At 56.1% G+C, this 25,105-nt stretch carries 28 protein-coding genes and 1 tRNA gene; 15 read left to right on the top strand and 14 right to left on the bottom strand.

The window, feature by feature from the left end:
• Positions 1-43 precede the first annotated feature (43 nt).
• The 3 genes from ACTRW9_RS04980 to ACTRW9_RS04970 all read right to left on the bottom strand — a co-directional run bounded on the left by ACTRW9_RS04980 (position 44) and on the right by ACTRW9_RS04970 (position 2,968).
• Positions 44-1,081, bottom strand: coding sequence for a TonB family protein (locus ACTRW9_RS04980; RefSeq protein ID WP_442428519.1), 1,038 nt, complete (start codon positions 1,079-1,081; stop codon positions 44-46).
• Positions 1,082-1,096: 15 nt separating this feature from the next.
• Positions 1,097-2,338: a sialidase family protein gene (locus ACTRW9_RS04975; RefSeq protein WP_442428518.1), complete on the bottom strand. Its 1,242-nt coding sequence runs from the start codon at positions 2,336-2,338 to the stop codon at positions 1,097-1,099.
• A gap of 285 nt (positions 2,339-2,623) precedes the next feature.
• The gene (locus ACTRW9_RS04970) at positions 2,624-2,968 is read right to left on the bottom strand and encodes a hypothetical protein (protein ID WP_442428517.1); all 345 of its coding nucleotides are present in this window, start codon (positions 2,966-2,968) and stop codon (positions 2,624-2,626) included.
• A gap of 196 nt (positions 2,969-3,164) precedes the next feature.
• Between ACTRW9_RS04970 and glgC the strand changes: the two genes are divergently transcribed.
• The gene (gene glgC, locus ACTRW9_RS04965) at positions 3,165-4,400 is read left to right on the top strand and encodes a glucose-1-phosphate adenylyltransferase (protein WP_442428516.1); all 1,236 of its coding nucleotides are present in this window, start codon (positions 3,165-3,167) and stop codon (positions 4,398-4,400) included.
• A 24-nt stretch (positions 4,401-4,424) separates the two neighbouring features.
• Positions 4,425-5,606, top strand: a complete 1,182-nt coding sequence (locus tag ACTRW9_RS04960) for an exo-beta-N-acetylmuramidase NamZ family protein (RefSeq protein ID WP_442427254.1) — start codon at positions 4,425-4,427, stop codon at positions 5,604-5,606.
• Positions 5,607-5,635: 29 nt separating this feature from the next.
• Here ACTRW9_RS04960 and ACTRW9_RS04955 read toward each other — a convergent pair whose 3' ends face one another.
• The gene (locus ACTRW9_RS04955) at positions 5,636-7,030 is read right to left on the bottom strand and encodes a sigma-54 interaction domain-containing protein (protein WP_442428515.1); all 1,395 of its coding nucleotides are present in this window, start codon (positions 7,028-7,030) and stop codon (positions 5,636-5,638) included.
• A 368-nt stretch (positions 7,031-7,398) separates the two neighbouring features.
• Here ACTRW9_RS04955 and ACTRW9_RS04950 point away from each other — a divergent pair, with 368 nt between their 5' ends.
• A complete protein-coding gene (locus ACTRW9_RS04950; RefSeq protein ID WP_442427256.1) occupies positions 7,399-7,797 on the top strand; it encodes a hypothetical protein in 399 nt (132 codons plus the stop codon).
• A 90-nt stretch (positions 7,798-7,887) separates the two neighbouring features.
• Entirely contained in the window at positions 7,888-8,304 is a 417-nt protein-coding gene (locus tag ACTRW9_RS04945; RefSeq protein WP_442427257.1) for a hypothetical protein, read from the top strand.
• 161 nt (positions 8,305-8,465) lie between these two features.
• Here the strand turns inward: ACTRW9_RS04945 and ACTRW9_RS04940 are convergent, their stop codons facing one another.
• Positions 8,466-10,148 (bottom strand): TldD/PmbA family protein, encoded by a 1,683-nt coding sequence (locus tag ACTRW9_RS04940; RefSeq protein WP_442428514.1) that lies wholly within the window; start codon positions 10,146-10,148, stop codon positions 8,466-8,468.
• A 288-nt stretch (positions 10,149-10,436) separates the two neighbouring features.
• On the opposite strand from ACTRW9_RS04940, the gene ACTRW9_RS04935 reads away from it, so the two are divergent.
• From ACTRW9_RS04935 to ACTRW9_RS04915, 5 genes are all read left to right on the top strand, one after another.
• The gene (locus ACTRW9_RS04935) at positions 10,437-10,883 is read left to right on the top strand and encodes a GatB/YqeY domain-containing protein (RefSeq protein WP_442427771.1); all 447 of its coding nucleotides are present in this window, start codon (positions 10,437-10,439) and stop codon (positions 10,881-10,883) included.
• A gap of 104 nt (positions 10,884-10,987) precedes the next feature.
• Positions 10,988-12,754 (top strand): DNA primase, encoded by a 1,767-nt coding sequence (dnaG, locus tag ACTRW9_RS04930; RefSeq protein ID WP_442428513.1) that lies wholly within the window; start codon positions 10,988-10,990, stop codon positions 12,752-12,754.
• 61 nt (positions 12,755-12,815) lie between these two features.
• On the top strand, positions 12,816-14,579 hold the full coding sequence (gene rpoD / locus ACTRW9_RS04925; protein ID WP_442427773.1) for an RNA polymerase sigma factor RpoD: 1,764 nt from the start codon (positions 12,816-12,818) through the stop codon (positions 14,577-14,579).
• Between the two features lie 8 nt (positions 14,580-14,587).
• Positions 14,588-14,664, top strand: a tRNA-Ile gene (locus ACTRW9_RS04920).
• A 242-nt stretch (positions 14,665-14,906) separates the two neighbouring features.
• Complete coding sequence (locus ACTRW9_RS04915; RefSeq protein ID WP_442428512.1) at positions 14,907-15,578, top strand: M48 family metalloprotease; 672 nt, start codon at positions 14,907-14,909, stop codon at positions 15,576-15,578.
• Positions 15,579-15,680: 102 nt separating this feature from the next.
• Here the strand turns inward: ACTRW9_RS04915 and ACTRW9_RS04910 are convergent, their stop codons facing one another.
• The gene (locus ACTRW9_RS04910) at positions 15,681-15,860 is read right to left on the bottom strand and encodes a hypothetical protein (RefSeq protein WP_442428511.1); all 180 of its coding nucleotides are present in this window, start codon (positions 15,858-15,860) and stop codon (positions 15,681-15,683) included.
• A 256-nt stretch (positions 15,861-16,116) separates the two neighbouring features.
• On the opposite strand from ACTRW9_RS04910, the gene ACTRW9_RS04905 reads away from it, so the two are divergent.
• The 3 genes from ACTRW9_RS04905 (at position 16,117) to ACTRW9_RS04895 (ending at position 17,668) form a co-directional block, all read left to right on the top strand.
• Positions 16,117-16,467, top strand: coding sequence for a helix-turn-helix domain-containing protein (locus ACTRW9_RS04905; RefSeq protein ID WP_442427776.1), 351 nt, complete (start codon positions 16,117-16,119; stop codon positions 16,465-16,467).
• A gap of 248 nt (positions 16,468-16,715) precedes the next feature.
• The gene (locus tag ACTRW9_RS04900; protein WP_442427777.1) at positions 16,716-17,168 is read left to right on the top strand and encodes an Hsp20/alpha crystallin family protein; all 453 of its coding nucleotides are present in this window, start codon (positions 16,716-16,718) and stop codon (positions 17,166-17,168) included.
• 149 nt (positions 17,169-17,317) lie between these two features.
• Positions 17,318-17,668 (top strand): hypothetical protein, encoded by a 351-nt coding sequence (locus tag ACTRW9_RS04895; protein ID WP_442427778.1) that lies wholly within the window; start codon positions 17,318-17,320, stop codon positions 17,666-17,668.
• 55 nt (positions 17,669-17,723) lie between these two features.
• Here ACTRW9_RS04895 and ACTRW9_RS04890 read toward each other — a convergent pair whose 3' ends face one another.
• The 4 genes from ACTRW9_RS04890 to ACTRW9_RS04875 form a co-directional block, all read right to left on the bottom strand.
• The gene (locus ACTRW9_RS04890; RefSeq protein WP_005005812.1) at positions 17,724-17,948 is read right to left on the bottom strand and encodes a hypothetical protein; all 225 of its coding nucleotides are present in this window, start codon (positions 17,946-17,948) and stop codon (positions 17,724-17,726) included.
• Between the two features lie 75 nt (positions 17,949-18,023).
• Entirely contained in the window at positions 18,024-18,227 is a 204-nt protein-coding gene (locus ACTRW9_RS04885) for a hypothetical protein (protein ID WP_442427779.1), read from the bottom strand.
• Between the two features lie 120 nt (positions 18,228-18,347).
• The gene (locus ACTRW9_RS04880; RefSeq protein WP_442428510.1) at positions 18,348-19,163 is read right to left on the bottom strand and encodes a sterol desaturase family protein; all 816 of its coding nucleotides are present in this window, start codon (positions 19,161-19,163) and stop codon (positions 18,348-18,350) included.
• Positions 19,164-19,198: 35 nt separating this feature from the next.
• Complete coding sequence (locus ACTRW9_RS04875; protein ID WP_442427781.1) at positions 19,199-19,645, bottom strand: hypothetical protein; 447 nt, start codon at positions 19,643-19,645, stop codon at positions 19,199-19,201.
• 199 nt (positions 19,646-19,844) lie between these two features.
• Between ACTRW9_RS04875 and ACTRW9_RS04870 the strand changes: the two genes are divergently transcribed.
• Together ACTRW9_RS04870 and ACTRW9_RS04865 are read left to right on the top strand one after the other, a co-directional pair.
• Positions 19,845-20,552: an AAA family ATPase gene (locus ACTRW9_RS04870; protein WP_442428509.1), complete on the top strand. Its 708-nt coding sequence runs from the start codon at positions 19,845-19,847 to the stop codon at positions 20,550-20,552.
• 81 nt (positions 20,553-20,633) lie between these two features.
• Positions 20,634-21,956: an MFS transporter gene (locus tag ACTRW9_RS04865; RefSeq protein ID WP_442428508.1), complete on the top strand. Its 1,323-nt coding sequence runs from the start codon at positions 20,634-20,636 to the stop codon at positions 21,954-21,956.
• A gap of 9 nt (positions 21,957-21,965) precedes the next feature.
• Here the strand turns inward: ACTRW9_RS04865 and ACTRW9_RS04860 are convergent, their stop codons facing one another.
• Together ACTRW9_RS04860 and def are read right to left on the bottom strand one after the other, a co-directional pair.
• On the bottom strand, positions 21,966-22,322 hold the full coding sequence (locus ACTRW9_RS04860; protein ID WP_005005828.1) for a hypothetical protein: 357 nt from the start codon (positions 22,320-22,322) through the stop codon (positions 21,966-21,968).
• Positions 22,319-22,894 (bottom strand): peptide deformylase, encoded by a 576-nt coding sequence (gene def / locus ACTRW9_RS04855; RefSeq protein ID WP_442428507.1) that lies wholly within the window; start codon positions 22,892-22,894, stop codon positions 22,319-22,321. The genes ACTRW9_RS04860 and def overlap by 4 nt, the downstream gene beginning before the upstream one ends.
• A 312-nt stretch (positions 22,895-23,206) precedes the next feature.
• On the opposite strand from def, the gene ACTRW9_RS04850 reads away from it, so the two are divergent.
• Positions 23,207-23,485, top strand: a complete 279-nt coding sequence (locus ACTRW9_RS04850) for an HU family DNA-binding protein (RefSeq protein ID WP_005005830.1) — start codon at positions 23,207-23,209, stop codon at positions 23,483-23,485.
• A 168-nt stretch (positions 23,486-23,653) separates the two neighbouring features.
• Here ACTRW9_RS04850 and ACTRW9_RS04845 read toward each other — a convergent pair whose 3' ends face one another.
• On the bottom strand, positions 23,654-24,037 hold the full coding sequence (locus ACTRW9_RS04845; RefSeq protein ID WP_442427785.1) for a hypothetical protein: 384 nt from the start codon (positions 24,035-24,037) through the stop codon (positions 23,654-23,656).
• 150 nt (positions 24,038-24,187) lie between these two features.
• Positions 24,188-24,769, bottom strand: a complete 582-nt coding sequence (locus ACTRW9_RS04840) for a lytic transglycosylase domain-containing protein (RefSeq protein ID WP_442427786.1) — start codon at positions 24,767-24,769, stop codon at positions 24,188-24,190.
• Between the last annotated feature and the right edge of the window lie 336 nt (positions 24,770-25,105).

Raw genomic sequence — 25,105 nt, 5'->3', positions numbered from 1 at the left:
GGTGTCGCTCCTGTTCTCTACAAAAATTTCTTTATTCAGGCCGTCATTCGATGAAAAACGAAACCGGCAGTTGGAAGGACAACGAAGCATCGCCCAGCCTGGCCGGGATGGCCTCGTAGGGACTGCCGTCGCGGATGGCCTTCATTGCGGCTTGATCGAGCACGTCGAATCCGGACGACTGGGCGACCGAAACCTGCACCAGGTTGCCGTCACGCGCCAGCTCGAACGCCACCACTGTGCGGCCTTCCACACCGCGCTGGCGGGCGGTGTCCGGATACACCTGATGGCCGGCGATCCGTTGCTGAACTCCCCGGGCAAACAGGCCCAGAATCCGGCGGCGTTCATCCTCGGACAGGCCATCATCGCCCCAGTCCTCCAGTTGCACCGGCTGGGAGAACGACCGGGACACGGATGCGTTTGCATACTTTTCAAAATGGGACACCGGTTGTGCGCCGGTCACCGGTGCGGGGTTTTCATTGGAGGTGAAAAGCGGTTGCGGCGTCACCGGCTGAACCTGCGCCGGATTCACGTGCGTCGTTACCGGGGTCTGCATGACGGCGGCCTGAGTGGTCTTTTGAGAATCCGTAACCGGCGTCTCCAGATGAATCGGGTGGACGACCTGTCTCGTTTTCCGTTGCCGGGAGGTTCGGTCCATGATCATCGCCTTCCGCGTTGCCACCGGTTGGCTCAAAACCTGCGGTTGCAATATCGGTTTCACCACCGGAGTTTTATGCACGACCTTTGCGGACACCGGTTGTGCCTGAGGCATCGTTGTGGGTTGGGGCGGCATTACCATGGGCTGGACCGGTTTCACCTGCGTCTTCACCGGAGTGGGTGCCTGCTTCATGAGCTGCGGTTTCAGTGCACTGGGTTTGGGACCGGCTTTTTTCTTTGGTGGAACCGGAACGGGTTTCTTCTCCGCAATGGTCATCCGCACTTTTTTGGTTTCCGGTTCGGGAATCGTCTTGTCGCTTTGAAGCAGGGGCAGAACCGAGATCAATACCAGGTGGAACGCCAGCGAACACACCACCGCGCGGGGCCAGTTTATGTTGTCAATGAGGGGTCTCACTTCAGCGTGCATGATCGATCGTCTCCCTCAAGACAAAGGTTGAAGGCGGCCCCGGCACAGAATGACCTCGGGGCCCTGTTCGCTGAATTCGGTCCACGTCGCATACACCCGTCCGCCGTTGCCGAAAAACAGATACGGGTACGCCACCCCGTTGCCCTTGGTGGGCAGTGCCTGCGGAGCGGTGAGAGCGCCGTCAGCCGACGCCTTGACCACCCATGCTTTGGCCGGCGCCCACCCACCCTCCAGGTTCGGGTCGCGTCCCTGAAAAATGATGTAGGCCGCGTCGTCCGATTCGGCGATATAGGGGTGGGTCGGGTCGAGCACCCCACCCTGGATTTCCTTCACCCATTTGAACGAGCGGCCGAGGTCGTCCGACACCGCGAGTTTCACGGTAGCGCGGCGGTCGATGGCGGTGTACCAGGCAACGTAGAGTTTGTCATTGATGAAGCGCAGGGTCGGTCCCGCATGCGGGCACCCGTCGATGACCCAGCCCGTTTTCGTCACACGCACCGGATCGCTCCACGTTTTGCCGCCGTCTTTGGAAGAAGCGACGACCACCACCCGCTCATGGCCTTCATCCACATGGCGCCAGGCCATGAACACCTCGCCCGACGAACCGAAGGCGATGGCCGGGCGGCAACAGGGGCAGATGTCCCCGGCGATCTTCACGTTCCTGCTGAACGTGGTGCCGCGGTCTTTGGAGGAGGCGGTGAACAGCGAAAACGTGCCCGGCTTGTTGGTGTTCTTGTCGCGCCCGTCCAGCCAGGCGACGTGCACGCTGCCGTCGGGTCCCACTTCCGTATCGAAGAACGACTGGAAGGATTCGCCCTCGTCATCGTTCACCCGCACCGGTTCGGTAAAGCTTCTGCCGAAATCCATGGAACGGGCGAAGCGCACATCCCCGTTGCCGTCCCAGGTGGTGTATATTTCGATGCCCGGTCCGGTTTCCAACTGGGGTCCGTTCTCGCCGTGGGAGCTCACTTTCTCAGTTTCAGGATGCACGGCGTGCCCGGGCGAAAACGAGTCGCCCATGTTGTGCGAATGCGAATAGAGAATGCTTGTCCTGCCCTTGTCTTTTCCGGCGTAAAGGAGTTTGATGGCTTCCGATGCGCTGATGCTCAATTGCCCACTGTTGCCCTGGCCGATGGCCTTCGGGTGCGGTTCCCATTCAATGATGCCACCGGAAGCACCCGGTTTATCACCGGCAAAAGCGGGTTGCGTCTGCCATTCCATGCCCGCCCAAATGGGAACGACCGCAATGAGAAACATTCCGAAATATATGATTCTTTTATACCTGCACCACATGAAGGAACCTCCAAACACTTTGAACTCGACCGAAATATCACTCAAAGGGATTTCGACCCCGCTCTCGGGAGGAACGACCCCAAAACGGGCCGGAACCCGAAGGGACTTCGAGCAATTTAAAAAATAAGGATGTCGTCGATGGAGTTGCTTCGCCTTTTGTATTAAAAGCCGGGGGTCCGGAATTAAAAGAAGCGCAAGGAAACGATGCTCAATTCCCAGCCGGAACGACTTTTGGAAATAGCGAAGGGTTTAGAGGAACCGGGGAGGAGGTTCTGGAATAGAAGGGAGATGAAAAGAAAAACCGGAGCGGAACAAAGGCAACGCCACCACTCGCTCATAAGCGGGAGTATTGAAAGGCACACTGTGCAGAAAGACGCTCGATGCAGAAGGGGAGCCGGATGCCGGAGCGGGGTTGTCATGACAGGGCAGTTGAATCTCCAGGCCGTCCAAACCCCGCTTCTGGTAGTGCGGGCAGGGTTTCTGGATGTCATGCCCCATCAGCGCACAGTGCAGGGCATGGGCTCCCTGTTTTTTGACAAACGGGGACTTCTCCATGACGTGGCCGTGCGGAGACGCCCAAGCGGACGTGCCCACGCAACACACCAAAAAGATTAAGCCTGCACTGATCCAGCTTTTCATTCCCATGAGGCAATTCTATACAACTGTCCAAAGGAAAATCAAGTTGAATTGCCGGGCCTGCGGATTGCTATTCATCGCAAAACCATTAAAATAAGAACCATCGGGCAACTTCCCCCTCTTTCCCCTTCTCACGAACTGGAGCGCGAACACAATGAAAATTCTGGGCATGATCATGGCTGGGGGCGAGGGAAGCCGGCTGCACCCACTGACCGCCGAACGGGCCAAACCTGCGGTGCCTTTTGGCGGCAAGTACCGGCTGATCGACATCGTGCTCAGCAATTTCATCAACTCCCGCATCTACGCGATCTACGTCCTCACCCAGTTCAAAAGCCAGTCGCTCACCGAACACCTGCAGGAAGGGTGGCGGTTCAGCTCGATTCTCCCGGACCATTTCATCCTGCCCGTTCCAGCTCAGAAGCGCACCGGCGAAAGCTGGTACCGGGGCACGGCGGACGCCATTTACCAGAACATCAACCTGGTGCAGGACCGGGATTACGATCTCGTCGCCATTTTCGGTGCGGACCACATCTACCGCATGGATATTCAGCAGAAGGTGCAGTACCACACGGAAAAGCAGGCGGACGTCACCATCTCCGCCATTCCGGTTCCGGTGGACCAGGCGCATCAGTTCGGCGTGATCCAGGTGGACAAGGCGGGGCGGGTCATCGGTTTCCAGGAAAAACCCAAAAACCCGACACCCATTCCGGACCGCCCGGGCCTGGCGTACGTTTCCATGGGCAACTACCTGTTCAATGCCAAGTTCCTGACGGAAGTGCTTTTCTCCGACGCGGACAAGACGGAGTCCTCGCACGATTTCGGCAAGGACATCCTGCCCTCGGTGTACGGCAACCACGCGGTTTACGCTTACGACTTCGCCACCAACCGCGTCCCGGACATCACGGAAGAAGAAATCGGCTACTGGCGCGACGTCGGCACCATCGGCAGTTACTGGGAAGCCAACATGGACCTGCGCAACATTAAGCCGATTTTCAATCTGTACAACCGCAAGTGGCCCATCAAGAGCAATTCCTTCGGCCTGCCGCCGGCGAAATTCGTATTCAACATGGAGGGGCGGCGCGGGCAGGCGGTGAACAGCCTGGTGTCGGAGGGAAGCATCATCAGCGGCGGCATCGTGCAGGACAGCGTCCTGGGCCGGAGCGTGATGGTGGAAGGCGGTGCGGCGGTCATCAATTCGATCCTCATGGACCGCGTGCACATCGGCCCCGACTGCAAGATCAACATGGCCATCATCGACAAGGACGTGTATATCCCGCCGGGCACCGTCATCGGCTACGATCCCGCCGAAGACGAAAAACGGTTCCATGTGGACAAGGAATCCAATATCATCGTAATACCCAAGGGATACAAGTTTCCCTCATCCAGATAGGGATTGAGCGAAAGCGGGCACACCATGACTCACGTCAAGACCGGGCTGGACCGTCTGCTGGCCGACCCGGCCCATATCCTGAAAGGCAGGCGCGTGGGACTGGTGGCCAACCACACCTGCGTCGCCGCCGACGGCCGCTACGGCTGGCTTCATTTCCAGGAACACGATGAAATCGAGCTGGTGAAACTGCTGGCTCCGGAACACGGCCTTTACGGCGTGGCGCAGGACATGGAATCGGTGGACTCTTCCGTCGATCCCGGCACCGGCCTCGCCATCCACAGCCTGTACGGAACCGACGAAGCCTCGCTCCGTCCTTCTCCCGAGCTGTTCGCCGACCTCGACACCGTGGTGTTCGACATCCAGGACATCGGCTCGCGTTACTACACGTTTGTTTACACCATGGCGTTCTGCATGGAAGCCTGCCGGGAGGCGGGAGTGCGCATGGTGGTGTGCGACCGGCCGAATCCCATCAACGGGCACCAGGTGGAAGGCAACTGCGTCGGTGAGGGATACCGCTCGTTCGTCGGACAGTACCCGATTCTGAACCGGCACGGCATGACAGCGGGGGAACTGGCGTGCCTGTTCAACGAACACTTCGGAATCGGATGCGACCTCGGCGTGGTTCACATGGAAGGCTGGAACCGGAACATGTGGTACGACGAAACGGGGCTTCCCTGGGTGGCGCCGTCGCCCAACATGCCGACCGTATCGACCGCAACCGTGTATCCCGGCATGTGCCTGCTGGAGGCAACGCAGTTGTCGGAAGGCCGTGGGACCACCCTGCCCTTCGAGCAATGTGGCGCACCGGGGATCGATGCCTACCGGCTGGCGGAACGCCTGAACCGCAAAAACCTGCCTGGCGTGCAGTTTCGTCCGCAGTATTTCAAACCGGGATTCCAGAAACACCGGGGCGAGTTGTGCGCGGGCGTGTTTTTACAGGTGACACACCGGGAACGGTTCAAACCCCTCATCACGGGGATCGCTGTCCTGCGCGCCATCTCGCAGGATTTTCCGGATCGGTTTTCCTGGCGCGACAAACCTTATGAATTCATAACCGACATCCCGGCCATCGACCTGCTGTACGGCAACCCCGAATTGCGGGAACACCTGCTGGGCGCAAACTTCTCGCTGCTCGATATCGAGCAGTCCTGGGAACCGGACACGCAGGCCTTCCTTCCCCTTCGACGGGAATACCTGATGTACTGACGTCCGTCAGTTCAGGTTCACAATTCCCCTCAACTCAACCGCGACAGTTTGTAACGGAACGTCGAGCGCGACAGACCGAGCAGGTTCGCCGCCCGCGACTTGTTGTGCCCGCACTGCTTGAGTGCCTGCTGAATGATGCGGCTTTCGAACTGGTTGACCGAATCCTCCAGCGAAAACCCCGGAGGGATTCCATTGCTCGTCCCCGGCTCGCGGGAGTGGTTCAGCTTCATGGATTCCACCACGTAACGCGGCAGGTCCTCCACCTGGATGACCTCGCCCTTGGACAGGATCATGAGCCGTTCCATCACGTTCTGCAATTCACGCACGTTTCCCGGCCAGTGGTAGTTTTTCAGCATCTGCAGGGCTTCCGGCGCGATGCCCTGAATGCGCTTGGCCATGTCGTGGTTGAATTTTTCCAGAAGGCGATCGATGAGCGGGGCCAGGTCCTCCGGCCGCTCGCGCAGGGGTGGAATCACGATCGGGTACACAAACAGCCGGTAGAACAGGTCGTCGCGGAACTGCCCTTTCTCCACAAGCGCCTCCAGGTCCTTGTTGGTGGCGGCGATGATACGGATGTCCGCGCGTTGCGGTTTCACCGAGCCCAGCGGTTCGAATTCGCGTTCCTGGATGACACGCAGAATCTTGGCCTGCGTTGCCGGGGACATCTCCGTCACCTCGTCGAGAAACAGCGTGCCGCCGTAAGCGAGCTGGATTTTGCCAGGCTTGCTTTTTTCCGCGCCGGTGAATGCGCCTTTTTCGTAACCGAACAATTCGCTTTCGATCAGCGTTTCCGGGAACGCCGAACAGTTGAGCGCAACAAACGGTTTGTCCGCACGGCGGCTGTTGTAGTGAATAGCCTTGGCCACCAGTTCCTTGCCCGTGCCGCTTTCGCCCACCAGCATCACGGTGGTGTTCTCCTGCGCCACCTCGGCGGCCAGCTTCATGACCTGCATGATCGGCGCGGAACGGCCGACGATGCTGGAAAAATCGTATTTCGATCCCAGTTCCCCGCGGATCTTGCCGATTTCCTGTTGCAGGCGTTCCTTTTCGCGCTCCATGTCTTTGAGTTCGGTGATGTCCTTGATCACGCCCATGACATAGGCGATTTCGTTGTTCTCCTCGTCGAGAATGGGAGTGTAGATGGTTTCCACCCACACCTGCTTGCCGCTTTTGTGGGGCAGAACCATGCGTTCCTTTTTCGCGCCCAGTTCCCCGTATGAAATGCGGCCGCCCGCACGCGCGGCTTCCTGCCAGCTTTTTTCGAAATCAGACAGTTTCCAGCAGGCTTTATTAACCACGTCCTCGCGGGAGACGTTGTACAGCTCCTCGCAGGCGCGGTTGAACAGGACCAGCCGGTGGTCCCGTCCCACGATGAAGATGCCGTCCCGCGCGGAATCGAGCACCTGGTGAAGATTGTATTTCATTCCAACTTGCCTTTATTTAAGGAAAAAGACCGAAATATCCTTCATTGAGGGATATAAAATCAATATAGGTACCTCGCAATCCGGCGGCCAATTTTCGTCAGTTCGGTGAAATTTGGCCAATTGAAAAATCATTAAAAACAATTACTTATATAAATATCACCCAAAATGGGCAGATTTTGGCCGGACTTCCCTCCTCCCTCTTTAACTTCCCATTTTACAAAGAGAATCGAATCAATGGGTTACGACCATGCCGCGGTTTGGCATTCAATTTGTATTGATTATAGAACATAGAGGGTTTCCCGTTTCCGGGAATGTGCCTGCCTTAAAAACAACATCACATACATATTAGATAGGATGGAGGTCTTTACATGAAAAGCAAGAAAGCGGTTTTGGCATTTGCGTTAATCAGCTCAATGGCGGTTTTCGGTGCCAACTCCGCTGGTGCGGAGGAGATGACGGTGGAGCCCTGGTTTGTTGAAGGTTACAACCAGGCGGAAACGATTTTGGAGCCGGGCACCACGGCCTACTGCAACAAGGATTTTACCGTCCACAACATGAGTGAAAGTGAAGAAGCGACCGTCCAGATCATCCGGGGCAATGGTGACAACTATGACTGGGATCAGATCGACCCCAATCAGTCCCTTGGATACAAAAAAGACGGCGTTTCCATTTTTTCCAGTGATTCTGGCGCTCGGCAGCACGTGGACGAAACCCGCATTGTCAATGGAACCATGGGCAGTGCGAATTTGAAGGTGCTTTGCAAGTAAGTCAATCTCGCTTGACTTGTTTGGCCTCACACTTTTAAAACCGGGTCCGCTTGTGCGGGCCCTTCAATGAATACAGATTGGAGGTTATTCATGAGAGGGACGAAAACGCTTTTTACCGGCATCGTAATTTGTTCCATGCTGACGTTCGGCGCCAGCACGGCACTGGGAGCAGGTGAAGAGACCGTCGAGCCCTGGTTTGTGGAAGGCATGAACAACGAGGAAATGATCCTGGAACCGGGAACCACGGCCTTTTGCAACAAGGACATCACCGTTCAGAACCTGAGCGGGGATGAAATGGCCCGGGTCCGGATCGCCCGGGGTAACGGCGACAATTACGATTGGGACCAGTTGGAACCCAATCAGACGCTGGGATACAAAAAAGACGGCGTCTCGATTTTCGCCGTGGCTCCGGGTGAACGGGGACCGAACAAAGGCCCCCTCTTCGACGAGGCGCGCATCGTGAACGCCACGATGGGCAACGCCAAGTTGAAGGTCATTTGCAAGTGAGTCAACGTCGTTTGGCTGGGCCGGCTTTCCGTGTTTTAAATCTTGAAACCGAAAGTGTCAACTTCCCCCAAATCGGGAAGCCGGCCTGAAGTTTGGGAAGGACGGGTCTGAAAAACGGCCGGGAGACATCTCCCGGCCGTTTTTTTATTTTTCCAAAGATTTTATTGAAGCGATGTGGACACGGCAGGCGGTGTGAGGATCGGCGGGCGAACCCGCATTTTCTTCGCACCCTGCAATTCCACCTCACGCAAAAGCACGCTGGGAGCGATGCTGGTGACGGGGATCGCCCCGGACTCCGCGTGGCAGAATCCGTTCAAAACCTCCCGCTTGTCTCCGGTGACCATGATCTTGCCGATCATGGAAAGCGGCGTGCCTACGAAATCGACCCCGCGAACCAACTCCTCGCGTCCGTCGGGATACACTTTATACAGGTATAACGGTTCGCCTTTGAACACCTGGAACCCGGCGCCTTCGGTGTGGGTCTCGCCACCGGTGATCTTTTTCACGAACAGGCCGAAGGGTTTGCCCTGCCGCTGGACTTCCTCGATGAGTTTCCGCTTCAACGTCGCGGCATCCACCCGCGACTTCGATTCGATGATGAAATTGCTCATGCGCGACATGGGCGCGTGCACGCCGTCGCCGCGGGCGTGGCCGTTGGTGCGGCTGAATCCCAGTACCGGCATGCGCGTGAGGAGAAAATTTTGCAGGGTGCCGCCTTCTACCAGCACCACCTCTTCGCTTTCCTGGCCTTCGTCGTCGAAGCGGTAATGCCCAAGCAGGGGGGTGCCCTGGAAACGGGTCATCTCCGGATTGTCCGTCACCGACAGGAATTCGGGAAGTATCCTCCGCCCGATCTTCTTGAGAAATGTCTTGCCGTCGCGGTCCTGCCGCAGGCGGTCGCCTTCCAGACGGTGGCCCAACGCCTCATGGAACAGCACCGCCGTGGCATCCGGACTGAAGATGGCCGGACCGATGTACGGGTCCATGCGCGGCGCGCGTTTGAGCTTCCCCAGAGACTCGATCAGGCGGTCGGCGCGGGAGATCAGTTCTTCCTCTTTAGGAAAGGGGTCGCCTTCGTGCAGGTAAACCGATTCCTCGTCATGCAGGCGGTCGCCCTGGGGAGACCGGGCCCAGCCTTCGATGACAAGGGCATAGTACAATTTCCCCTCACGGATCTTGTTGCCTTCGGAATCGTAGTAATAACGGATGGTGCGGTTGGCGGACACTTCCACCTTGGACTTCTCGATGTCCTCCGCGTTGCGGAACCGCTCGGAGACGGCTTTCGCCAGGGATTCCCATTCCTGCATGCGGGGCTTCCACTCAGGAACCGGCCCCAGCCGCACCTGCGGGGGGTTGCCGGGAGAAAAGTCTGAAATTTCGTGGCTTTCCACGCCACTGATGAACCGTCCCTTTTTCTTCAGCAGGTTGACGATGGCTTGTTTGTAGCGCAGATCCGTTTCATACCACAACGCACGCCGGAGGGCGCCGACCTGGTTATCGAGCGGGATCAACGCTTCGGTGACGTACTGATGGCTTTGCGGATGCGAACTGTCGAACTCGGGATCGCCCACCTTCACATCCACAAAAAGCGTCTGCTTCTGTTTGATGTCCGATTCCAGGAGCGCGCCGAGCGTGGCTGTCACTTCCGCCCGGTCATGGTGCCGCACCTGGTAATTGATGAAGTACGGCGGGCCGAAGTCATCCACCTGGAGCTCTTTCAACGAGCGGGCCATCTCCTCTTCCATGGCCTGGAAAATCTGGGCGCCGTTTCCGGATTCCGCCTTGGCCGGCAAAGCGGCCGCAACCCAGATCAGCGCGAGGCTTCCAAAGAAATACCGTTTCAAGATCTGTCAACCTCCCTCACAACGAGAAATTCAACTTGCATAACAAATACAACCTTTTGGCGTACAGATTTCAAATTGTACCGCCGTCCGGCCCTGGCCACAAAAATGTCTTGCCACATGCCCCCCACTTTGGGGGTACTGCCATTCCGAAAGCCCAGTAACCCTAATATTATCAATACATTCTCTCCATATTGTAGGAAAAATGCCGACAAAAAATTCATTTTGAGGGACATCTATTGACAAAATCCGCACCCGGCCCTATATTTTCTTGTTTATTTGAAAAGGGTTATGGGACTCAAAGACAAGCTCCTCCAGGACCTCAAAGAGGCCCTGAAATCAAAGCAATCTCTCAAGGTCGAGACCTTGCGCCTGGTTTCTGCTGAAATCAAAAACAGGGAAATCGATCTCCGCAAAGAACTTGAGGACGAGGAAATCACCGCCCTCTTGTCCACCCAGATAAAAAAAAGAAAAGAAGCCGCGGCGCTTTACGAAAAAGGCGGCCGTGCCGATCTGAAAGAAAAGGAAGAGCAGGAAATGGTCATTCTGGCAGGTTATCTGCCGGAACAGGTGGGGGAAGACACCTTGCGAAAGCGCATTCAGGAAGTCATCGCCGAAACCGGCGCGCAATCCCCCAAAGACATGGGCAAGGTAATGAAGGTGGTCGCCCCGGAGTTCAAAGGCCGGGCGGATGGAGAGCAGATTCGCTCTCTTGTTACGGAAATGCTGGCGGGGTGACGCCTCCCGGGTGCACCCTCAGTCCCACACAACTTTTTGGCAATGGAACCCCGGGCACCTGCGGGGGTTCTCAACCATCAATCCTTGAAGCCGGTTCGTGATCGTTGAAACAGCATATTCCGGAACAGGTCATTGAAGACGTGCGCCAGCGGGCCGACATCATCGATGTGGTCTCGGACTTCGTTCACCTGAAAAAAGCGGGCAAGAACTACAAGGGGCTGTGCCCGTTCCATCAGGAGAAAACCCCGTCGTTCACCGCCAGCCCGGACAAGCAGATCTATCATTGCTTCGGTTGCGGTGCGGGGGGCAATGCGTTCAAATTCCTGATGGAACTGGAGGACCTCACTTTCGTCGAGGCGGTGAGGAAGCTGGCGGCGCGCTACCACGTCACCATCCCGGAATCCGCCCTGCGTTCCTCCAGCCAGCCGTCTGAACGGGAAACCCTGCTTCACGTCAACTCCCTGTCCGCCGAATACTTCGCGCAAAACCTGAAACACCCCCAGCTCGGCAAACCCGCGCGGAAATACCTGGAGTCGCGCGGCTTTGATGATGGCGTGATCGATGCGTATCAGCTCGGCTGGGTACCGGACGAATGGCGGGGCCTCCTGACGCACCTCGAAAAGAAAACCAAATGCACCCGCGCGCAGCTGGAAAAATACGGGCTGATCGTTCGCAACCAGGAAAAGGGCGTCGAATACGACCGCTTCCGTGGGCGCATCATCTTCCCCATCCGGGACGTGCAGGGACAGGTCATCGGTTTTGGCGGCCGCGTGCTGGGGGACGGGGAACCAAAATACCTGAACAGTTCCGAAACTCCGGCTTATAAAAAAGGAAAACACCTGTTCGGCCTCAACATGGCCAAAAGCGCCATTCGCCAGCATGACCGGGTGCTGGTCGTCGAGGGCTACTTCGACCAGCTACGCGCCTGGCAGGCGGGCATGCAGAACACCGTCGCCACCTGCGGTACGGCCCTCACATCCCAGCAGGCGGCCATGCTGAAGCAGTACACCCATAACGCCGTGCTGGTTTTCGATGCCGACAACGCGGGTCTGCAGGCCGCAGCCCGGGCGTTCGAGGTGTTCAAGGAACAGGGGCTCAACGTCTACATGGTGGCCCTGCCGGAGGGAGAGGACCCGGATTCCCTCATCCGTGACCAGGGAGCGGGAGCGTTGTTGTCGCGGGTGGAGCAGGCGCCGCCCTACATACACTTCGTGGTGCAGAAAGCCATTCAGAGTTCGCCGCCCAAAACACCGGAGGCGAAACTGGACCTCATCAACCGTCTCCTGCCGCTTCTCACCAAGGTGACGAACGCGGTCGAACGCAGTGAATACGTGCGATACATCGCCGAAACCGTGGGGGTGGAAGACCGGGCCCTTTTGGACGAACTGAGGAAAACGCTGGCGGAAAACAAACCCCGGGTCAAACCGCCGGTGCGGGAACAGCCTGTGGCGCACAGCCCGGAGTGGTACCTGCTCCACCTCATGCTGGCGGATGCCGAGGCGGCGGTGGAAATTCGCCGCTCGGTGGACCTCGATGGATTCCGACGTCCGGAATGCCGAAAAACCGCCCAATTTCTTTACCAATTGATTGATGACGATCAACCGCTTGCGCTTCACCGCCTGTTGGACCATGTTGAGGATGTGGAGGTGAAATCCGTGCTGACCCGCATCGGGCTCGCGCCGCTCACCTTCGACAACCTGAAACAGGCGGTTTCAGACTGTATTCTCGATATCCGCAGGAGATCGGTCCAGGACGAAATCAACAAATTGAGGCGCCAGCGCAATGAAGCGATGCAGGCCGGGGACAACGACCTTTCCCGGGAACTGCACAGCCAGGTGAGGAAAATGCAATTCTCCCTGATACCCGATTGAGTTATTTGCATCCTATTTATTAGAAACCGTTGGAATTCATAACACAGGAGAGTCGGACCTCATGTCAAATGCGGATAAAGTGGCAGATGTTTCGGAAATCAATCAGCTCATCTCACTGGGCAAGGAAAAGGGTTACCTCACCTATGAAGAGGTGAATGATGTTTTGCCGTCGCATCTCGTGGCGCCGGATCAAATCGACGATCTGATGCATCTGTTCGGCGAAAACGAAATCGATATTGTCGATTCGGCCATGAAAGAGGACAAGAGTACGGACGAAGAAGACGAATCAGAAAAGGAGGAGGCAGTGGTTGAAGAAACCATTACCGACACCAAAACCGATACAGTGAGCATCGACGACCCGGTCCGCATGTACCTGCGGGAGATGGGAACGATCTCCCTGCTCACCCGGGAGGGTGAGGTGGAGATCGCCAAGCGTATCGAAGATGGCCAGAACGAGGTGCTCTCCGCCGTGGCCAACTGCTCGGTGACGATCTACGAAATCGTCTGCCTCGGCGAGTCCATCAAGGAAGGCCTCATCAACGTATTCGAGGTCATCAACCAGGGCGAACCGGACGAGAAAAAGGAAATCGACGAAAAAGAAGAGATCAAGCGCCTGCAGAAAGCCATCCGGAACCTGCTGGCGCAGGAAAAGAAGGTGTTCCGCCTGCGCGAGCGATGTGAGACCAAGCTGTCCGATAAAATGCGCGAGAAGGTGGAGAAGGAACTGGTCGAGCAACAGAACAAGCTCGAGGACATGGTGCTGGACCTCAACCTGAACAGTGATGTGATGGACGGCATCATCGAAAGGATTTACGAGATCGCAGCCCGGTTTCGCGAAGCGGGCAAGCAGGAACGCATGATCGAGAAAGAACTCGGCCTGTCGCTCGCGGAGGTGAAGAAACTGGCCAAGAACTGGACCAAGCAGAAAAGCGTCAAGCTGCCGTCCAACAAGGTGGTCACCCGCGCGCAGTACGACAAGCACATGAAAGTCGCGCAGGCGTGCCGCCGCAAGATCAAGAAGATCGAAAAGGAAACCAACACCTCGAAGGACCAGCTGCTCGCCACGGTGCGCACCATCGCCCGCGGCAGGGTGAAGGACAAAACCGCCAAGCGCGAACTGGCCGAGGCCAACCTGCGGCTCGTGGTCAGCATCGCCAAGAAATACACTAACCGCGGCCTGCAGTTCCTCGACCTCATCCAGGAAGGCAACATCGGCCTGATGAAAGCCGTCGATAAGTTCGAGTACCGCCGCGGTTACAAGTTCAGCACCTACGCCACGTGGTGGATCCGCCAGGCCATCACCCGCGCCATCGCCGACCAGGCCCGCACCATCCGCATCCCGGTGCACATGATCGAGACCATCAACAAACTCATCCGCGTCTCCCGCCACCTCGTGCAGGAGTTGGGTCGCGAACCGACGCCGGAGGAGATCGCGGAGAAGATGAGCCTGCCGGTGGACAAGGTGCGCAAGGTGCTCAAGATCGCCAAAGAGCCCATCTCGCTGGAGACCCCGATCGGCGAGGAGGAAAACAGCCACCTGGGCGATTTCATCGAAGACAAGAAGGTGCTCTCACCCATCGACTCGGTGGTGAAAAAGAACCTGAAGGAGCAGACGCTGAAGGTGCTGGGCACGCTGGCCAGCCGCGAGGAAAAGGTTCTGCGCAAACGGTTTGGCATCGGCCTCGACTCCGAGCACACGCTGGAGGAAGTGGGCCAGGACTTCGCCGTCACGCGCGAGCGCATCCGGCAGATCGAGGCCAAGGCGCTGCGCAAACTGCGGCACCCCAGCCGGTCCAAGAAACTGCGCAGTTTCATAGAGGGCTGACCGCTTTCGGGCCCATAGCTCAGTTGGTCAGAGCCCCCGGCTCATAACCGGATGGTCCCAGGTTCGAATCCTGGTGGGCCCACCACATACGCTACAGATTTATATATTAAGGAAAGAAGGCCCGGGTGCCCCGCGCTCCCGGGTCTTTTTTTTATGGTTTTGCACGGACTGCGGCCCGATCGGCCCCTCCCCTGCATTTTCCCGCCCAAACAAAAATCTCACAATCCCCGCATAAAACCCTCTCCGGCCGCCGCCATATTGAAGGCAATGAAAACGGGGCCTGTTTACAGCACCCCTTCCATCTTGATCCAAATTTCGAGTGAACGGATGAACCTGAACCGTGCGATGAAACGAAGCCTGCTGTTGATCCTGCTGACCTTTCAATCCGCCTGCGCAGCGCAGATGGCGCAACTTCCCTGCGGCCCCGGTACCTGCGCCGGAGAAAACCGCTGGCAGGAGAGCATCGACCAGATCGCCGCGAAAAATTTTCCCGGCGAGGAATTTGAAGGCGTGGTTTACAAGGACCGGCTGTCCAATGCGTGGACCACGTTCGATCACCGCGTGCACATCACGGAAGACCTTCTGAATGCACTGGGCCGCGCCGGCCAACCGCACCTGTTGAGCATCGCCGCACACGAGATGGCCCACATTCAGTCCGAACACTTTTTGAAGAAAGCGACCAAGACCTACGTGCAGTGGTTCCAGTCGCTGTTCAACCACGATGATTACAAAAACAGCGCACGCCATGTTCCCGGGGGGATGGATCCCGAAGTCGCCGCCATGAGCCGGGAGCATGAGTTCGAGGCGGACCGGCTGGCGGTGCGTTACCTGGAGAAGCTGGGACTGGGTAAAACAGAGTACATCGATTTCTTGAAATGGATGCAGGCACACCTGCAGGACGCACCGTTGACGGAATCGGCCAGCCACCCTTCGTTTGCTGAACGCATTGCGCGGATTGAGGCCATGGGGGAGCCACCAGAAATTCAGAAGGGTGTGTGAGAAAACCAAAATGAAAAGGAAAAACAAAAGAGGCCGGATGCGTACCGGCCTCTTTCGTTTCCTGCGGATTCGTTTCAAGTGAGCCAGGGAGCCCACTCATCGTCAATCCATACGACGTTCGTCGTGCTCGAATTCGGGGTTTTTGTACAGGTTTTTGTCCCCGTTTTTGTATTCACCCGATTGGGAGGGAGCCACATGGTTCGGGGCAACCGTCGAACAACCCATTCCCAAAATAAAGACCAGCAACACGCACAACAGCAAACCACTCCCTCGCTTCACCATCTGGCACCTCCGCCCGGTCCGGGCAAATACAGGGTTCAAGAATCTCCACTATCAATATTAGTTGTTTGGGGGAGCGCCGCAACAATCAATTGCGTACAGCCAAAAACGGGCTCCATGAGGAGTGAATTTTTATAGCTTCATCCTATAAAAAATCATGTGGAGACAATTGAGTTTCGAAGGACCCCGGAATCGACCACAAATATAACACAAATAAAAACAACTTATTATTAGGCCTGGAACACCACCGATTCGACGCATGGGATTCACTGACGCGTTCAACCGCATCCGCCTGGAAACCGATTTGCAGACGCAGGAAGAGCTGGCACGTTTCCTGGGAATCCGGCAGAGTTCCGTATCCGGCGCGAAAAAGCGGGGGCGCTTTCCCAACACCTGGGCGGAGAAACTCAGCCGGCACTACAATTTGCGCTACGAATGGATCATGGAGGGCCATGAGCCGAAGCGGCTGGTGCCCGGGATGACCCCGGCGGAGATCCAGCAATTGATGGACCGGTTCTGGTGGGTTCTGCTCCACGCCTCCGATGCCGGCCGCACGCGGTTGAAAGAGGTTCTCGAAAGCGTTTACCGAGAAGCCCGCGAGAGCAGGTGACCCCCGCATGGCCCCTCCAGGAGGGACCCCGTCCTTTCTTCCTTTCCATCCTCCCCAGAAACGGTATCCCCCCGAAACCACTTAATTTTTAAGCCCGTACCGGCTCCCTTAAAAAAAATCACGACCAGCTTGACACCCCCGCGAAACATCTTATTTATTGAACAGAAGGTTGAGAGACACGGTTCGGTACCGAATCCTCCATTCTGGACCCAAGCAATGCGTTAACCCGTATCCTTTGGAGGAAGAACATGAGCAAGATTGTGAATTACACTCCCAAAACCTACATGGACAAGTTTTTCGAGGATGCTGATTTTTTCGGCCGGATGAGCCCGTGGGCCCCGCTGTGGGAGCCGGTATCCAAGATGCAGGAATCCCTGCGCTGCAACATCGAGGAAAAAGAAGACCGCTACATCCTGACCGCGGCCGTTCCCGGCTGGAAACAGGATGAGATCGATATCGGTATCCATGACGGGCGACTGACCGTCAAGGGCAGCCGTGAATCGGAATCCAAGTCCGAAAACGAAAAGTATCACCTGAGGGAGTTCAGCCAAACCAGGTTTGAACGTTCCTTCACCCTGGGTGACGGCATCGACCCTGAAAACGTCGAGGCCACCCTGGAGCACGGCATGTTGACCGTCAATCTTCCGAAAAAGGAAGAAATGAAGCCGCGCTCCGTGCAAATCAAGGTCAACAACGCGTAACCTCCCCAACCAGAGCCCGCGTTTCCTGAGGAAACGCGGGCTTTTTTTTCGCCGGTTTTCTTCATATAATGAGGTCAGGAAACGGGGCCCCACGGGTCACCTTCCTGCCCCATTGCCAACCCCGCAGAAATTAGAATGGAAGGAACCGAATGAAATCGCTGGCATCCATCAATGCAAAGGATATCGAAACCATCAAGATGGCCTTGAACGATGCTATCTCCGATATCAACATGGAACTGAAAACGAACCTGCCTGAGAAGAAGAAACGCGACATCATGGAATACAAGGCGAAGTACACCCGTGTGTACGACAAACTGCGCGCCAATCCTTCCATTTACGCCCTGGTGGAACACGAACTGGACATCGCCGCCGGCGGTCTGAACGATGCCATCGAACTGCTGGAAGAAAACATGACGGACGACCTGGACGAGCAGGAGAAACAGGACATCCAGGAATACAAAAACGAGTGCGAGCGGCTGATCGATATTCTGGCGAGTTGAAAGAAGTCTGGGGACCGGGCCGGGTGCAGCCCTTCCCTGCTTTGGCGGGACCTGCCTAGAAATTCACGTAATACCCGTAAGCGAACATCCAGCCCGTCACCCCCGCCCCTGCGGCCATGCAGAGGATCCAGGCCTTCTTGCTGTTGCGAGGCAATTTCGGTGAGTCTTCGTACATCCAGGCGGAATGGATCATCATCCCCATGAAGTAGGAAATGAACACAAATGCAATTCCCATGATGATGAACATGATGGGGCTGAATTCCATGTTGCTCGTGCTCATGCTTCCACTCCGTAACTCATGACCGGTTGAGAACCTTTCTTCCCACCCCGCGGTCGGGCGCGTTCCTGTTCAAAATTAAAATCCGGATTGTGCAATACCAAGCGTTTCCAGCAGTTTCGCCAGTCCGGCAATCAGCAGACCGATGACGACCAGGCCCGCGGCCACGGCGGCCATGATGGTGAAAAATTCCTTCTTCGTGCGGGTCTGACGAAGCCAGCTGATGACAACCGTCAGCACCAGCACAACGATAAAACTGATCCAGTAATACCTGGCAGACATTGGCAGATTCTATCAAGAATGGGTTGGAGAATGGGAAAAATCTGACACGGGCCCAAGCCCGTCATCAGGCCTGCAACCAGCCCCGGACGAGCTTTCTTTAGCCTGATCAGGCGTCCAGAATCATGAGACGGGCCGCGGTGGCGCCCCCTGAGGCCCGGCTTGCAACGGGAGCATCACCACCCGGCCGAAGGTCAACTGCTCCGGCTGCTTGTACTGGGGCACGCCGATCACGATCTCCGGCTGGGCCTTCTGCGCATCGGCAATGTACGTCCCCAGCATGCGGTCCCAGATGGACAGGTTGAACCCGTAATTGGAGTTGGTCTCACGCATCTCTTCGGAATGGTGGATACGGTGCATGTCCGGCGTCACGATCAGGCGGCGAAGCACACGGTCCACCGGCTCAGGAATGTAAATATTGGAATGCGTGAACTGCGCCATGCCGTTCAGCACCGCTTCAAAAATGATCACCGCAAGTACCGACGGACCGATCGCCAGCACCAGCCCCATCTTGAACAGCATCGATCCCAGAATTTCCACCGGGTGAAAACGCAGGGCGGAAGTGACGTCCAGATCCAGGTCGGAATGGTGCACGATGTGGAACCGCCAGAAGAACGGAATCATATGCACCACCACGTGCTGCAGGTAAATCATGAAATCGAAGAACACGATGGTGAGGACCACTTCGATCCACATGGGCCAGTCGAGGTAATTGAACAGCCCCCATCCCCGGTCTGCAGCGAAGGCGGCGGCGCCCACGGCAGCGGTGCTTAAAAACAGTTTGACCAGAACGACATTGACTCCCGTGAGACCGAGATTGATACCCAGCCGCCGCAGCTTGGAATCCACCGTCGGATGACGCGGGATCAGCCGCTCCAGCCCCAGCAGAAGCACAAATACTCCCAGAAAAATGGCAAAACGGATCTGGTCGACGTTCATGGCAAGCCCCTTTGGGCGCAGATTCTCTCAATGCATCACAATGGAGGTTTCTGCTGGCGAACGAGGTTGACCACCCCCTGAATCATGAGTCCGATAAACCAGAACCCGGAAAAAGCGATCATCCACAGTCCAAATAAATTGAACCAGTACTGGTAGGGAGTGTAGTCGATGGACTCGTGGTAGATTTTGCGGATCTTCCCTTTCTCCACCTCCGAGGCCTTCATATAGGAATGGTAAAAAGGATGCTTTGCCTTTTTTACTTCCTTTATCTTTTCATCGTGAGGCATGCGCAGGAACTCGCCGACCTTGATTGCATTTTCCTTGAAGAACAGGCGCATGCGTTTCAACTCATCACCGTCCGGTGGGTTGGCCATGGCATACCAGACGGTCATGGCTGTAGCCAGAAAAAGGGATATCCATAAGGAGATTTTGCCAACGAGTCGGTCGAGCTTGTCATCAAGTTCGTGCGGGGTTTGATCCATAGGTCGCGGTCGTGAGTGAATGATTAAAAAAGAAGTCCATTATGAATTATTATTTTATCGCATTCACGGAAATTCCGGCAGGTTCTTTCGGTGAAACCGATGAATTTCCGGCAAATATGTTTGAGGAATGTCAGGGGATACCCTATATTACTTGTGGAATCGAAACCATCGGGCACCCTTCAACTTTAAGGAGGGGAACATGTCTGCAACCCTGCCGGAGTCCATAGCGGAAAAAATCATTGAAGACAAAATTCAGGAATGGGAAGCCAAAAAAAGCGGCCGGTCCGGGAAGGAACCGGGCATCGGAGCCTATCCTTTCATCGCCATTTCACGGGATTACGGATGCCTGGAAGAAAAACTGATTCCCCTCTTCGAAAAAAAATTCCAGTGGAAGGTTTACGGCCGCAACCTGCTGGACCACATCGCCAGCCGCGACGCCCTGAACCGCAGCTTCATCGAAACCCTCGACGAACACCATGCCAACCAGTTGGACCAGTGGATTCATTACCTCATCTCATCCGGAGCACTGCGTCCGGACGAATACCTGGTCAAGCTGTCCAAACTGATGAAGGTGATCGTCACTCACGAAGCCGCAATTTTCGTCGGTCGCGGCGCACACTACATTCTCGCCGACAAACCGCATGGCGTGTTCGTGAAGCTCACCGCGCCTTTTGCTTACCGCGCAGAGCACATCGCCCGCCTGAAAAATATGTCGCAGGCGGAGGCGGAAACCCTGGTCCGGCGAATCGACCGGGAACGCCAGGAATTCATCCAGCACCATTTCAAACAGGACATCGAGGACGCATCGCATTTCGACCTGTCACTGAACACGCGGACGATTCCCGCGGACATGGTGTGCCAGCTGGTAGCGCACGTGATGGAGATCAAGACGTCAACCGTGTGGTGATCCATCCAGCCGTTCCGTCCCGGAATACGCCGCACGCGTTCCGCTTATTCATTCGACCCGTTTTCTTCTGAAACCGCGACCATGGCCACCGACCGTTCGGCCGGGTACGTCCGGCTTCTCAAATCCAACCGCCCGTTTCGCAACCTGTGGTACGCACAGGTGGTCTCCGAACTCGGCGACTGGCTGAACAGCATCGCCATCTTCGCGCTGGTGCTGAAAGTCGGGGGCACCGGCATGGCCATGGCGACGGTGATGATGGCCAAGCTCCTGCCTATTTTTTTCGTGAGCCCCATCGCCGGTGTGCTGATCGACCGCATGGACCGGCGTGCCATCATGATGGCCTCCGACGTGTTTCGCTTCGTGGTGGTACTGGGTTTCCTTCTGGTGGAAGACCAGAACGACCTCTGGTTGCTGTACACGCTGGCGGTGGTGGAAATCGCGCTGGCGGGATTTTTCGAACCGGCACGCAGCGCGGTGATCCCTTCCCTCTGCACACGCGAGGAGCTGGTGACGGCGAACGCGTTGAGCGGTTCCACCTGGTCGGTGATGCTGGCTTTGGGCGCGGCCCTGGGAGGCGGTGTGGTCAGCCTGTTCGGCATCAAAGCCGCTTTTGTCGTCGATGCCTTCACCTTCCTCGTGTCCGCATTTTTCGTCTCGCGGATTCAATTCCCGGTTAAAGCCGCCGCAGGCACAGAGGATGAAACCCCACGCACGAAAAAAGAGAACGGCTGGGTGGAAGGCATGAAGTACCTCGTGCGCCGGCCGGTGGTCGGCGTGCTTTCCCTTTTGAAATCCGGCCTGGCGCTGGGCGGTGGGTTGATGACCCTCATTCCGCTTTACGCCAACACTTTGTTCTCGACCGAAGCCGCCATTTCCATGGCCACGGGGTTGATGTATTCGGCGCGCGGGCTGGGTGCGGCACTCGGGCCGGTCCTCGTGAAACGCTTTTTCGGCGACTCCACCCGGGTTCTGCAACTGTCGATTTTTTCCGCGTTCTTCATCAGTGGCGTCGGGTTTTATTTTCTGTCGCGGTCGTTCACGCTGGGAACGGCGGCGGTGAGCATCGGGCTCGTTACGTTTTTTGGTTCCATCATCTGGGTGTTCAGCTCCGCCCTCATTCATCTGGAAGCGGAGGACCGGTTTCTAGGCCGCGTGTTCAGCACGGAGATGGCGATGCTCACCCTGGTCATGGGACTCAGCAACTGGTGGGTCGGGTATTCGATCGACCACCTGGGATGGACATTGAGCGAGGTGGCCCTGGGGCTGGCCGCAGCGTTCGCCTTGCCGGGAACCTTGTGGGGGTTGTTTCTGCTGGTTCGCAGGCGGGCTGAGAAAAGGAAGGCCGTGGACTCGATCTGCCCGGTGGAACCGAGCGATTCCAAACTGCCTCCGTCGAACTATTGAATCAACCGATCAGGGAGGATTGATGACAAAGTGCTCGGCGAGGGATTTGCCGATGTCGAAGTGGCTGGTGAACATATGGCTGTCGTCACGCCCTTCCGCCCACTGGTACGCATTTTCCACATGGTCGTGCATGCCGAGCGCGTGCAGGACGCCGACGGAGACGTAACTGGAAGCGAGATCGTCCGACTGCGAGAACGTGACCACCATGGATTTCATGTATTCCATCTGTTCCGATTCCAGGCTGCGGAACTTGGTCACCAGATTGACGAGGTTGGCTTCACCGTAGGTGTTGCTGTAACCGGAGCCGATGACCGGTTCCTGGTACAGGTGCAGGATTTCCTGTTCCAATGTGTCGTGCCAGCTCATACGGTTTGTTGGGGTTCTGTGGTTTCTTCCGCAGGTTTCACCCAGTAGGCCATGAACTCTTTTTCGTAGGAAAGCTGAGTGAGGTCCTCCATGCGGTCCAGGAATACCATGCCGTTCAGATGGTCGATCTCATGCTGCAGCACCACGGCGAGAAACCCGTCCGTCTTCACCACCACCTTCTCACCCCGGCGGTTGTAGGCTTCCATGGTGCAGGCGGAAGGACGGCTCACCAGCCCGCGCAAATCCTTGACGCTCAGGCATCCTTCCCAGAACTCTTTTTTCTCTTCACTGACCCAGGTGATCACCGGGTTGACGTAAACCTCAAGAGGTATTTCGGACCCATCCGGGTAACGTTCGTTGCCCTGGTACTCCACCACAATGATCTGCAATGAACGCTGAACCTGGGGCGCAGCAATGCCCACACCGCCTTCATCGTGCATGGTCTCGATCATGTCATCGATGAACTTTTGCAGTTCGTTGTCTCCAGGTGCCGTCAATTGTTCGAGATCCACCGGATCTGCCACGCGTCGCAACACCGGATGCCCCAGATACGCTATGGGTAACACCGCCACTTCCGCACTCCTAATCAATTTTGATTTAATTTTATTATTGTATCCCTGATGAAGAACGAGTCCAATCAAAAATGAAAATCGTTGCGATAATTTTTGCTTTCCCGCATTACGAAACGCTTATAATTCCGTACGCAAAAACAGGCATACCCCGTATCGGCCTTTATTTATGGGAGGGAAAAGGGTGTTGCTTCTGATTTTTTGTTTGACATTTAAACCCCATTTTTTATAATGAGCCCGCTTGATGTCCTACACCATACTCACCTTTTCCAGAAGGTCCTGTCTCAAAAAAATCTCGAAAGGAGGGATGATCCATTGACTAAAGATGAGCTCATCGCCAGCGTAACCAAAAACGTAAAAGATTCGAACCTCAGTAAACGATTGGCCGGAGATGTTGTCGACGCCACCTTTGATGTCATCGCCAAGGCGATCAAGAAAGACAAACGTTTTGCTTATCCCGGATTTGGAACTTTTACCGTGAGGACCCGAAAAGCCCGCAAAGGCCGAAACCCGCAGACCGGTGAAGAAATCAAAATCAAGGCAAGCAAAACGGTCGGCTTCAAACCCGCACCGAACATGAAGAATTCCCTCTAACATCCCAAGCAGATCGAATTCGCGGAAAAACCGCCCGGGTTACGGGCGGTTTTTTTGTGCCCTTCAGATCCCTTCGTACTCGCCCCGAAATTCCTTTAAAAGCAGATAAACAAAGGAATTCAAGCCCCGCATTAACCGGGTCCAGGCCGCAGGAATGTCAGCAAAATGTCAGGAAGTGGAATCGTCGTGGGGTAAGGGTGAGGTTTTCTGCGATTCCAGAAACTCGCGTTCGAACGCGGTGTAAACGCCCTTGTTGGCTTCTTTGGGGCGGCGGGTTTTACGCAGAAAATCGTTCAGGTACCAGTGCTTTTCCAGGTAGTGACAGACCCGGCACTCGGTGGCGTAACGGAACACCTTCCGTTGGTAGCTCAGCGAGACTTCCTCCACATGCGAGCTGGAGTTGAAATCCCTGTGCAGATGACAGCTCATGCAGTATTCATTGATGATGCGGTTGTTCTCAAAGGAGGCAAATTCCCCTTCGAACGCCCGTTCGACCTGCATGGCGTAGCATCCCGCGCCAGCCAGCAGAGCCAGCCCGCAGAAGACCCCCATCCACCTCCGCCTGCGGAAAACGGGTGAGGTCCGGGTTGCGGCCCGATCGGATGAATGTTTCGCAATTCGTTTCATCACCGATTCATTGTACTCAAACAGGCAGGGCGATTTCCAACCGGGAATGGCGGGCAGAAGCAGTGCAGGAAGGAATCAAGTGGTTTTCGACCTCAACTGGCCGTACATCCGGATGACCTTGCGGGAATACTTTTTGGGTTTTTTGCCCTGGCGCAGGTAGCGGGAAAGCCGTGAAGGCCCGTGGTTGTAGGCTTCCAGAGCCAAATCCAGGTCCTGGAACCGTTTCTGAAGTTTATCGAGGTACATCGCACCGAGCGCAATGTTCGTATCCGGGTTGAACAGTGTGAAGTTACCCTTCCACGCCATTTGCGCTTCTGTCGCCAGAGCCGAGCCGGTTGCGGGACGGATCTGCATCAAACCCAGAGCCCCTTTGTGCGACTTCGCTTTCTGATTGAACGAGCTTTCCGTAACGATGAGGGCCGTCAAAAGCAGAGGATCGTGGCCGTATTTCCGGCTTTCACTGAAAATCCGGTTGGATATACTCCGCATCCCTTTTCTGTCGAGGCCGGAATTGTATTTGCGGATCACCTCGTGTATCCGGTTTCTGATGCGCCGCTCCTGCCGGATGGCATCGAACCGGGCCTTCAGGTACAGATCCCGGAACGTCCGTTTGTCCAGCTTCATCAGGTACCGCGATTCCGCAGAAATTCCCTTCACAGCCCTTGATTTCTCAGGAAAAAAACCGAAAAGGGTTAACAGGAGAACCAACGATAAAAGACTGCTCTGTTTAGAAAGTGCCTTCATGCAGGATGAAAATCAGCGCAACAGATTCAGGTTTTGACATGAATTATTGCTAGTTGGAAAATGGATAGAATGTGGCGGTTCCGGAGTGGTATCGGAGCCGCGACCTCCGTCATTCAACGCCCAAACAACCCAGCCCCTGAAAAATCATGTTGGCCGCGGCTGGAAAAGGATTATATATTTAATTAAAACCCTTGTCAAATTGGGACTTATAGGGATTTTGCCGATATAAACTGGCTCCTCGTTTGGCTT

Origin of the sequence: Nitrospina sp. 32_T5 (assembly GCF_052156635.1) — a bacterium.
Classification (GTDB): domain Bacteria; phylum Nitrospinota; class Nitrospinia; order Nitrospinales; family Nitrospinaceae; genus Nitrospina.
This window is presented reverse-complemented; position numbering and strand designations above follow the sequence as displayed.

What these genes read in the sequence shown, in the direction of transcription:
- ACTRW9_RS04860 (WP_005005828.1), bottom strand. Translation starts at nt 22,322, where the DNA reads ATGAGCTGGCACGACACATTGGAACAGGAAATCCTGCACCTGTACCAG.
- ACTRW9_RS04845 (WP_442427785.1), bottom strand. Translation starts at nt 24,037, where the DNA reads ATGGGGGTCTTCTGCGGGCTGGCTCTGCTGGCTGGCGCGGGATGCTAC.
- ACTRW9_RS04950 (WP_442427256.1), top strand. Translation starts at nt 7,399, where the DNA reads ATGAAAAGCAAGAAAGCGGTTTTGGCATTTGCGTTAATCAGCTCAATG.
- ACTRW9_RS04975 (WP_442428518.1), bottom strand. Translation starts at nt 2,338, where the DNA reads ATGTTTCTCATTGCGGTCGTTCCCATTTGGGCGGGCATGGAATGGCAG.
- ACTRW9_RS04910 (WP_442428511.1), bottom strand. Translation starts at nt 15,860, where the DNA reads ATGGTGAAGCGAGGGAGTGGTTTGCTGTTGTGCGTGTTGCTGGTCTTT.
- ACTRW9_RS04915 (WP_442428512.1), top strand. Translation starts at nt 14,907, where the DNA reads ATGAACCTGAACCGTGCGATGAAACGAAGCCTGCTGTTGATCCTGCTG.
- ACTRW9_RS04980 (WP_442428519.1), bottom strand. Translation starts at nt 1,081, where the DNA reads ATGCACGCTGAAGTGAGACCCCTCATTGACAACATAAACTGGCCCCGC.
- ACTRW9_RS04875 (WP_442427781.1), bottom strand. Translation starts at nt 19,645, where the DNA reads ATGGATCAAACCCCGCACGAACTTGATGACAAGCTCGACCGACTCGTT.
- ACTRW9_RS04895 (WP_442427778.1), top strand. Translation starts at nt 17,318, where the DNA reads ATGAAATCGCTGGCATCCATCAATGCAAAGGATATCGAAACCATCAAG.
- ACTRW9_RS04880 (WP_442428510.1), bottom strand. Translation starts at nt 19,163, where the DNA reads ATGAACGTCGACCAGATCCGTTTTGCCATTTTTCTGGGAGTATTTGTG.
- ACTRW9_RS04865 (WP_442428508.1), top strand. Translation starts at nt 20,634, where the DNA reads ATGGCCACCGACCGTTCGGCCGGGTACGTCCGGCTTCTCAAATCCAAC.
- ACTRW9_RS04900 (WP_442427777.1), top strand. Translation starts at nt 16,716, where the DNA reads ATGAGCAAGATTGTGAATTACACTCCCAAAACCTACATGGACAAGTTT.
- rpoD (WP_442427773.1), top strand. Translation starts at nt 12,816, where the DNA reads ATGTCAAATGCGGATAAAGTGGCAGATGTTTCGGAAATCAATCAGCTC.
- ACTRW9_RS04905 (WP_442427776.1), top strand. Translation starts at nt 16,117, where the DNA reads ATGGGATTCACTGACGCGTTCAACCGCATCCGCCTGGAAACCGATTTG.
- ACTRW9_RS04960 (WP_442427254.1), top strand. Translation starts at nt 4,425, where the DNA reads ATGACTCACGTCAAGACCGGGCTGGACCGTCTGCTGGCCGACCCGGCC.
- ACTRW9_RS04945 (WP_442427257.1), top strand. Translation starts at nt 7,888, where the DNA reads ATGAGAGGGACGAAAACGCTTTTTACCGGCATCGTAATTTGTTCCATG.
- glgC (WP_442428516.1), top strand. Translation starts at nt 3,165, where the DNA reads ATGAAAATTCTGGGCATGATCATGGCTGGGGGCGAGGGAAGCCGGCTG.
- ACTRW9_RS04935 (WP_442427771.1), top strand. Translation starts at nt 10,437, where the DNA reads ATGGGACTCAAAGACAAGCTCCTCCAGGACCTCAAAGAGGCCCTGAAA.
- ACTRW9_RS04955 (WP_442428515.1), bottom strand. Translation starts at nt 7,030, where the DNA reads ATGAAATACAATCTTCACCAGGTGCTCGATTCCGCGCGGGACGGCATC.
- ACTRW9_RS04885 (WP_442427779.1), bottom strand. Translation starts at nt 18,227, where the DNA reads ATGTCTGCCAGGTATTACTGGATCAGTTTTATCGTTGTGCTGGTGCTG.
- ACTRW9_RS04870 (WP_442428509.1), top strand. Translation starts at nt 19,845, where the DNA reads ATGTCTGCAACCCTGCCGGAGTCCATAGCGGAAAAAATCATTGAAGAC.
- ACTRW9_RS04890 (WP_005005812.1), bottom strand. Translation starts at nt 17,948, where the DNA reads ATGAGCACGAGCAACATGGAATTCAGCCCCATCATGTTCATCATCATG.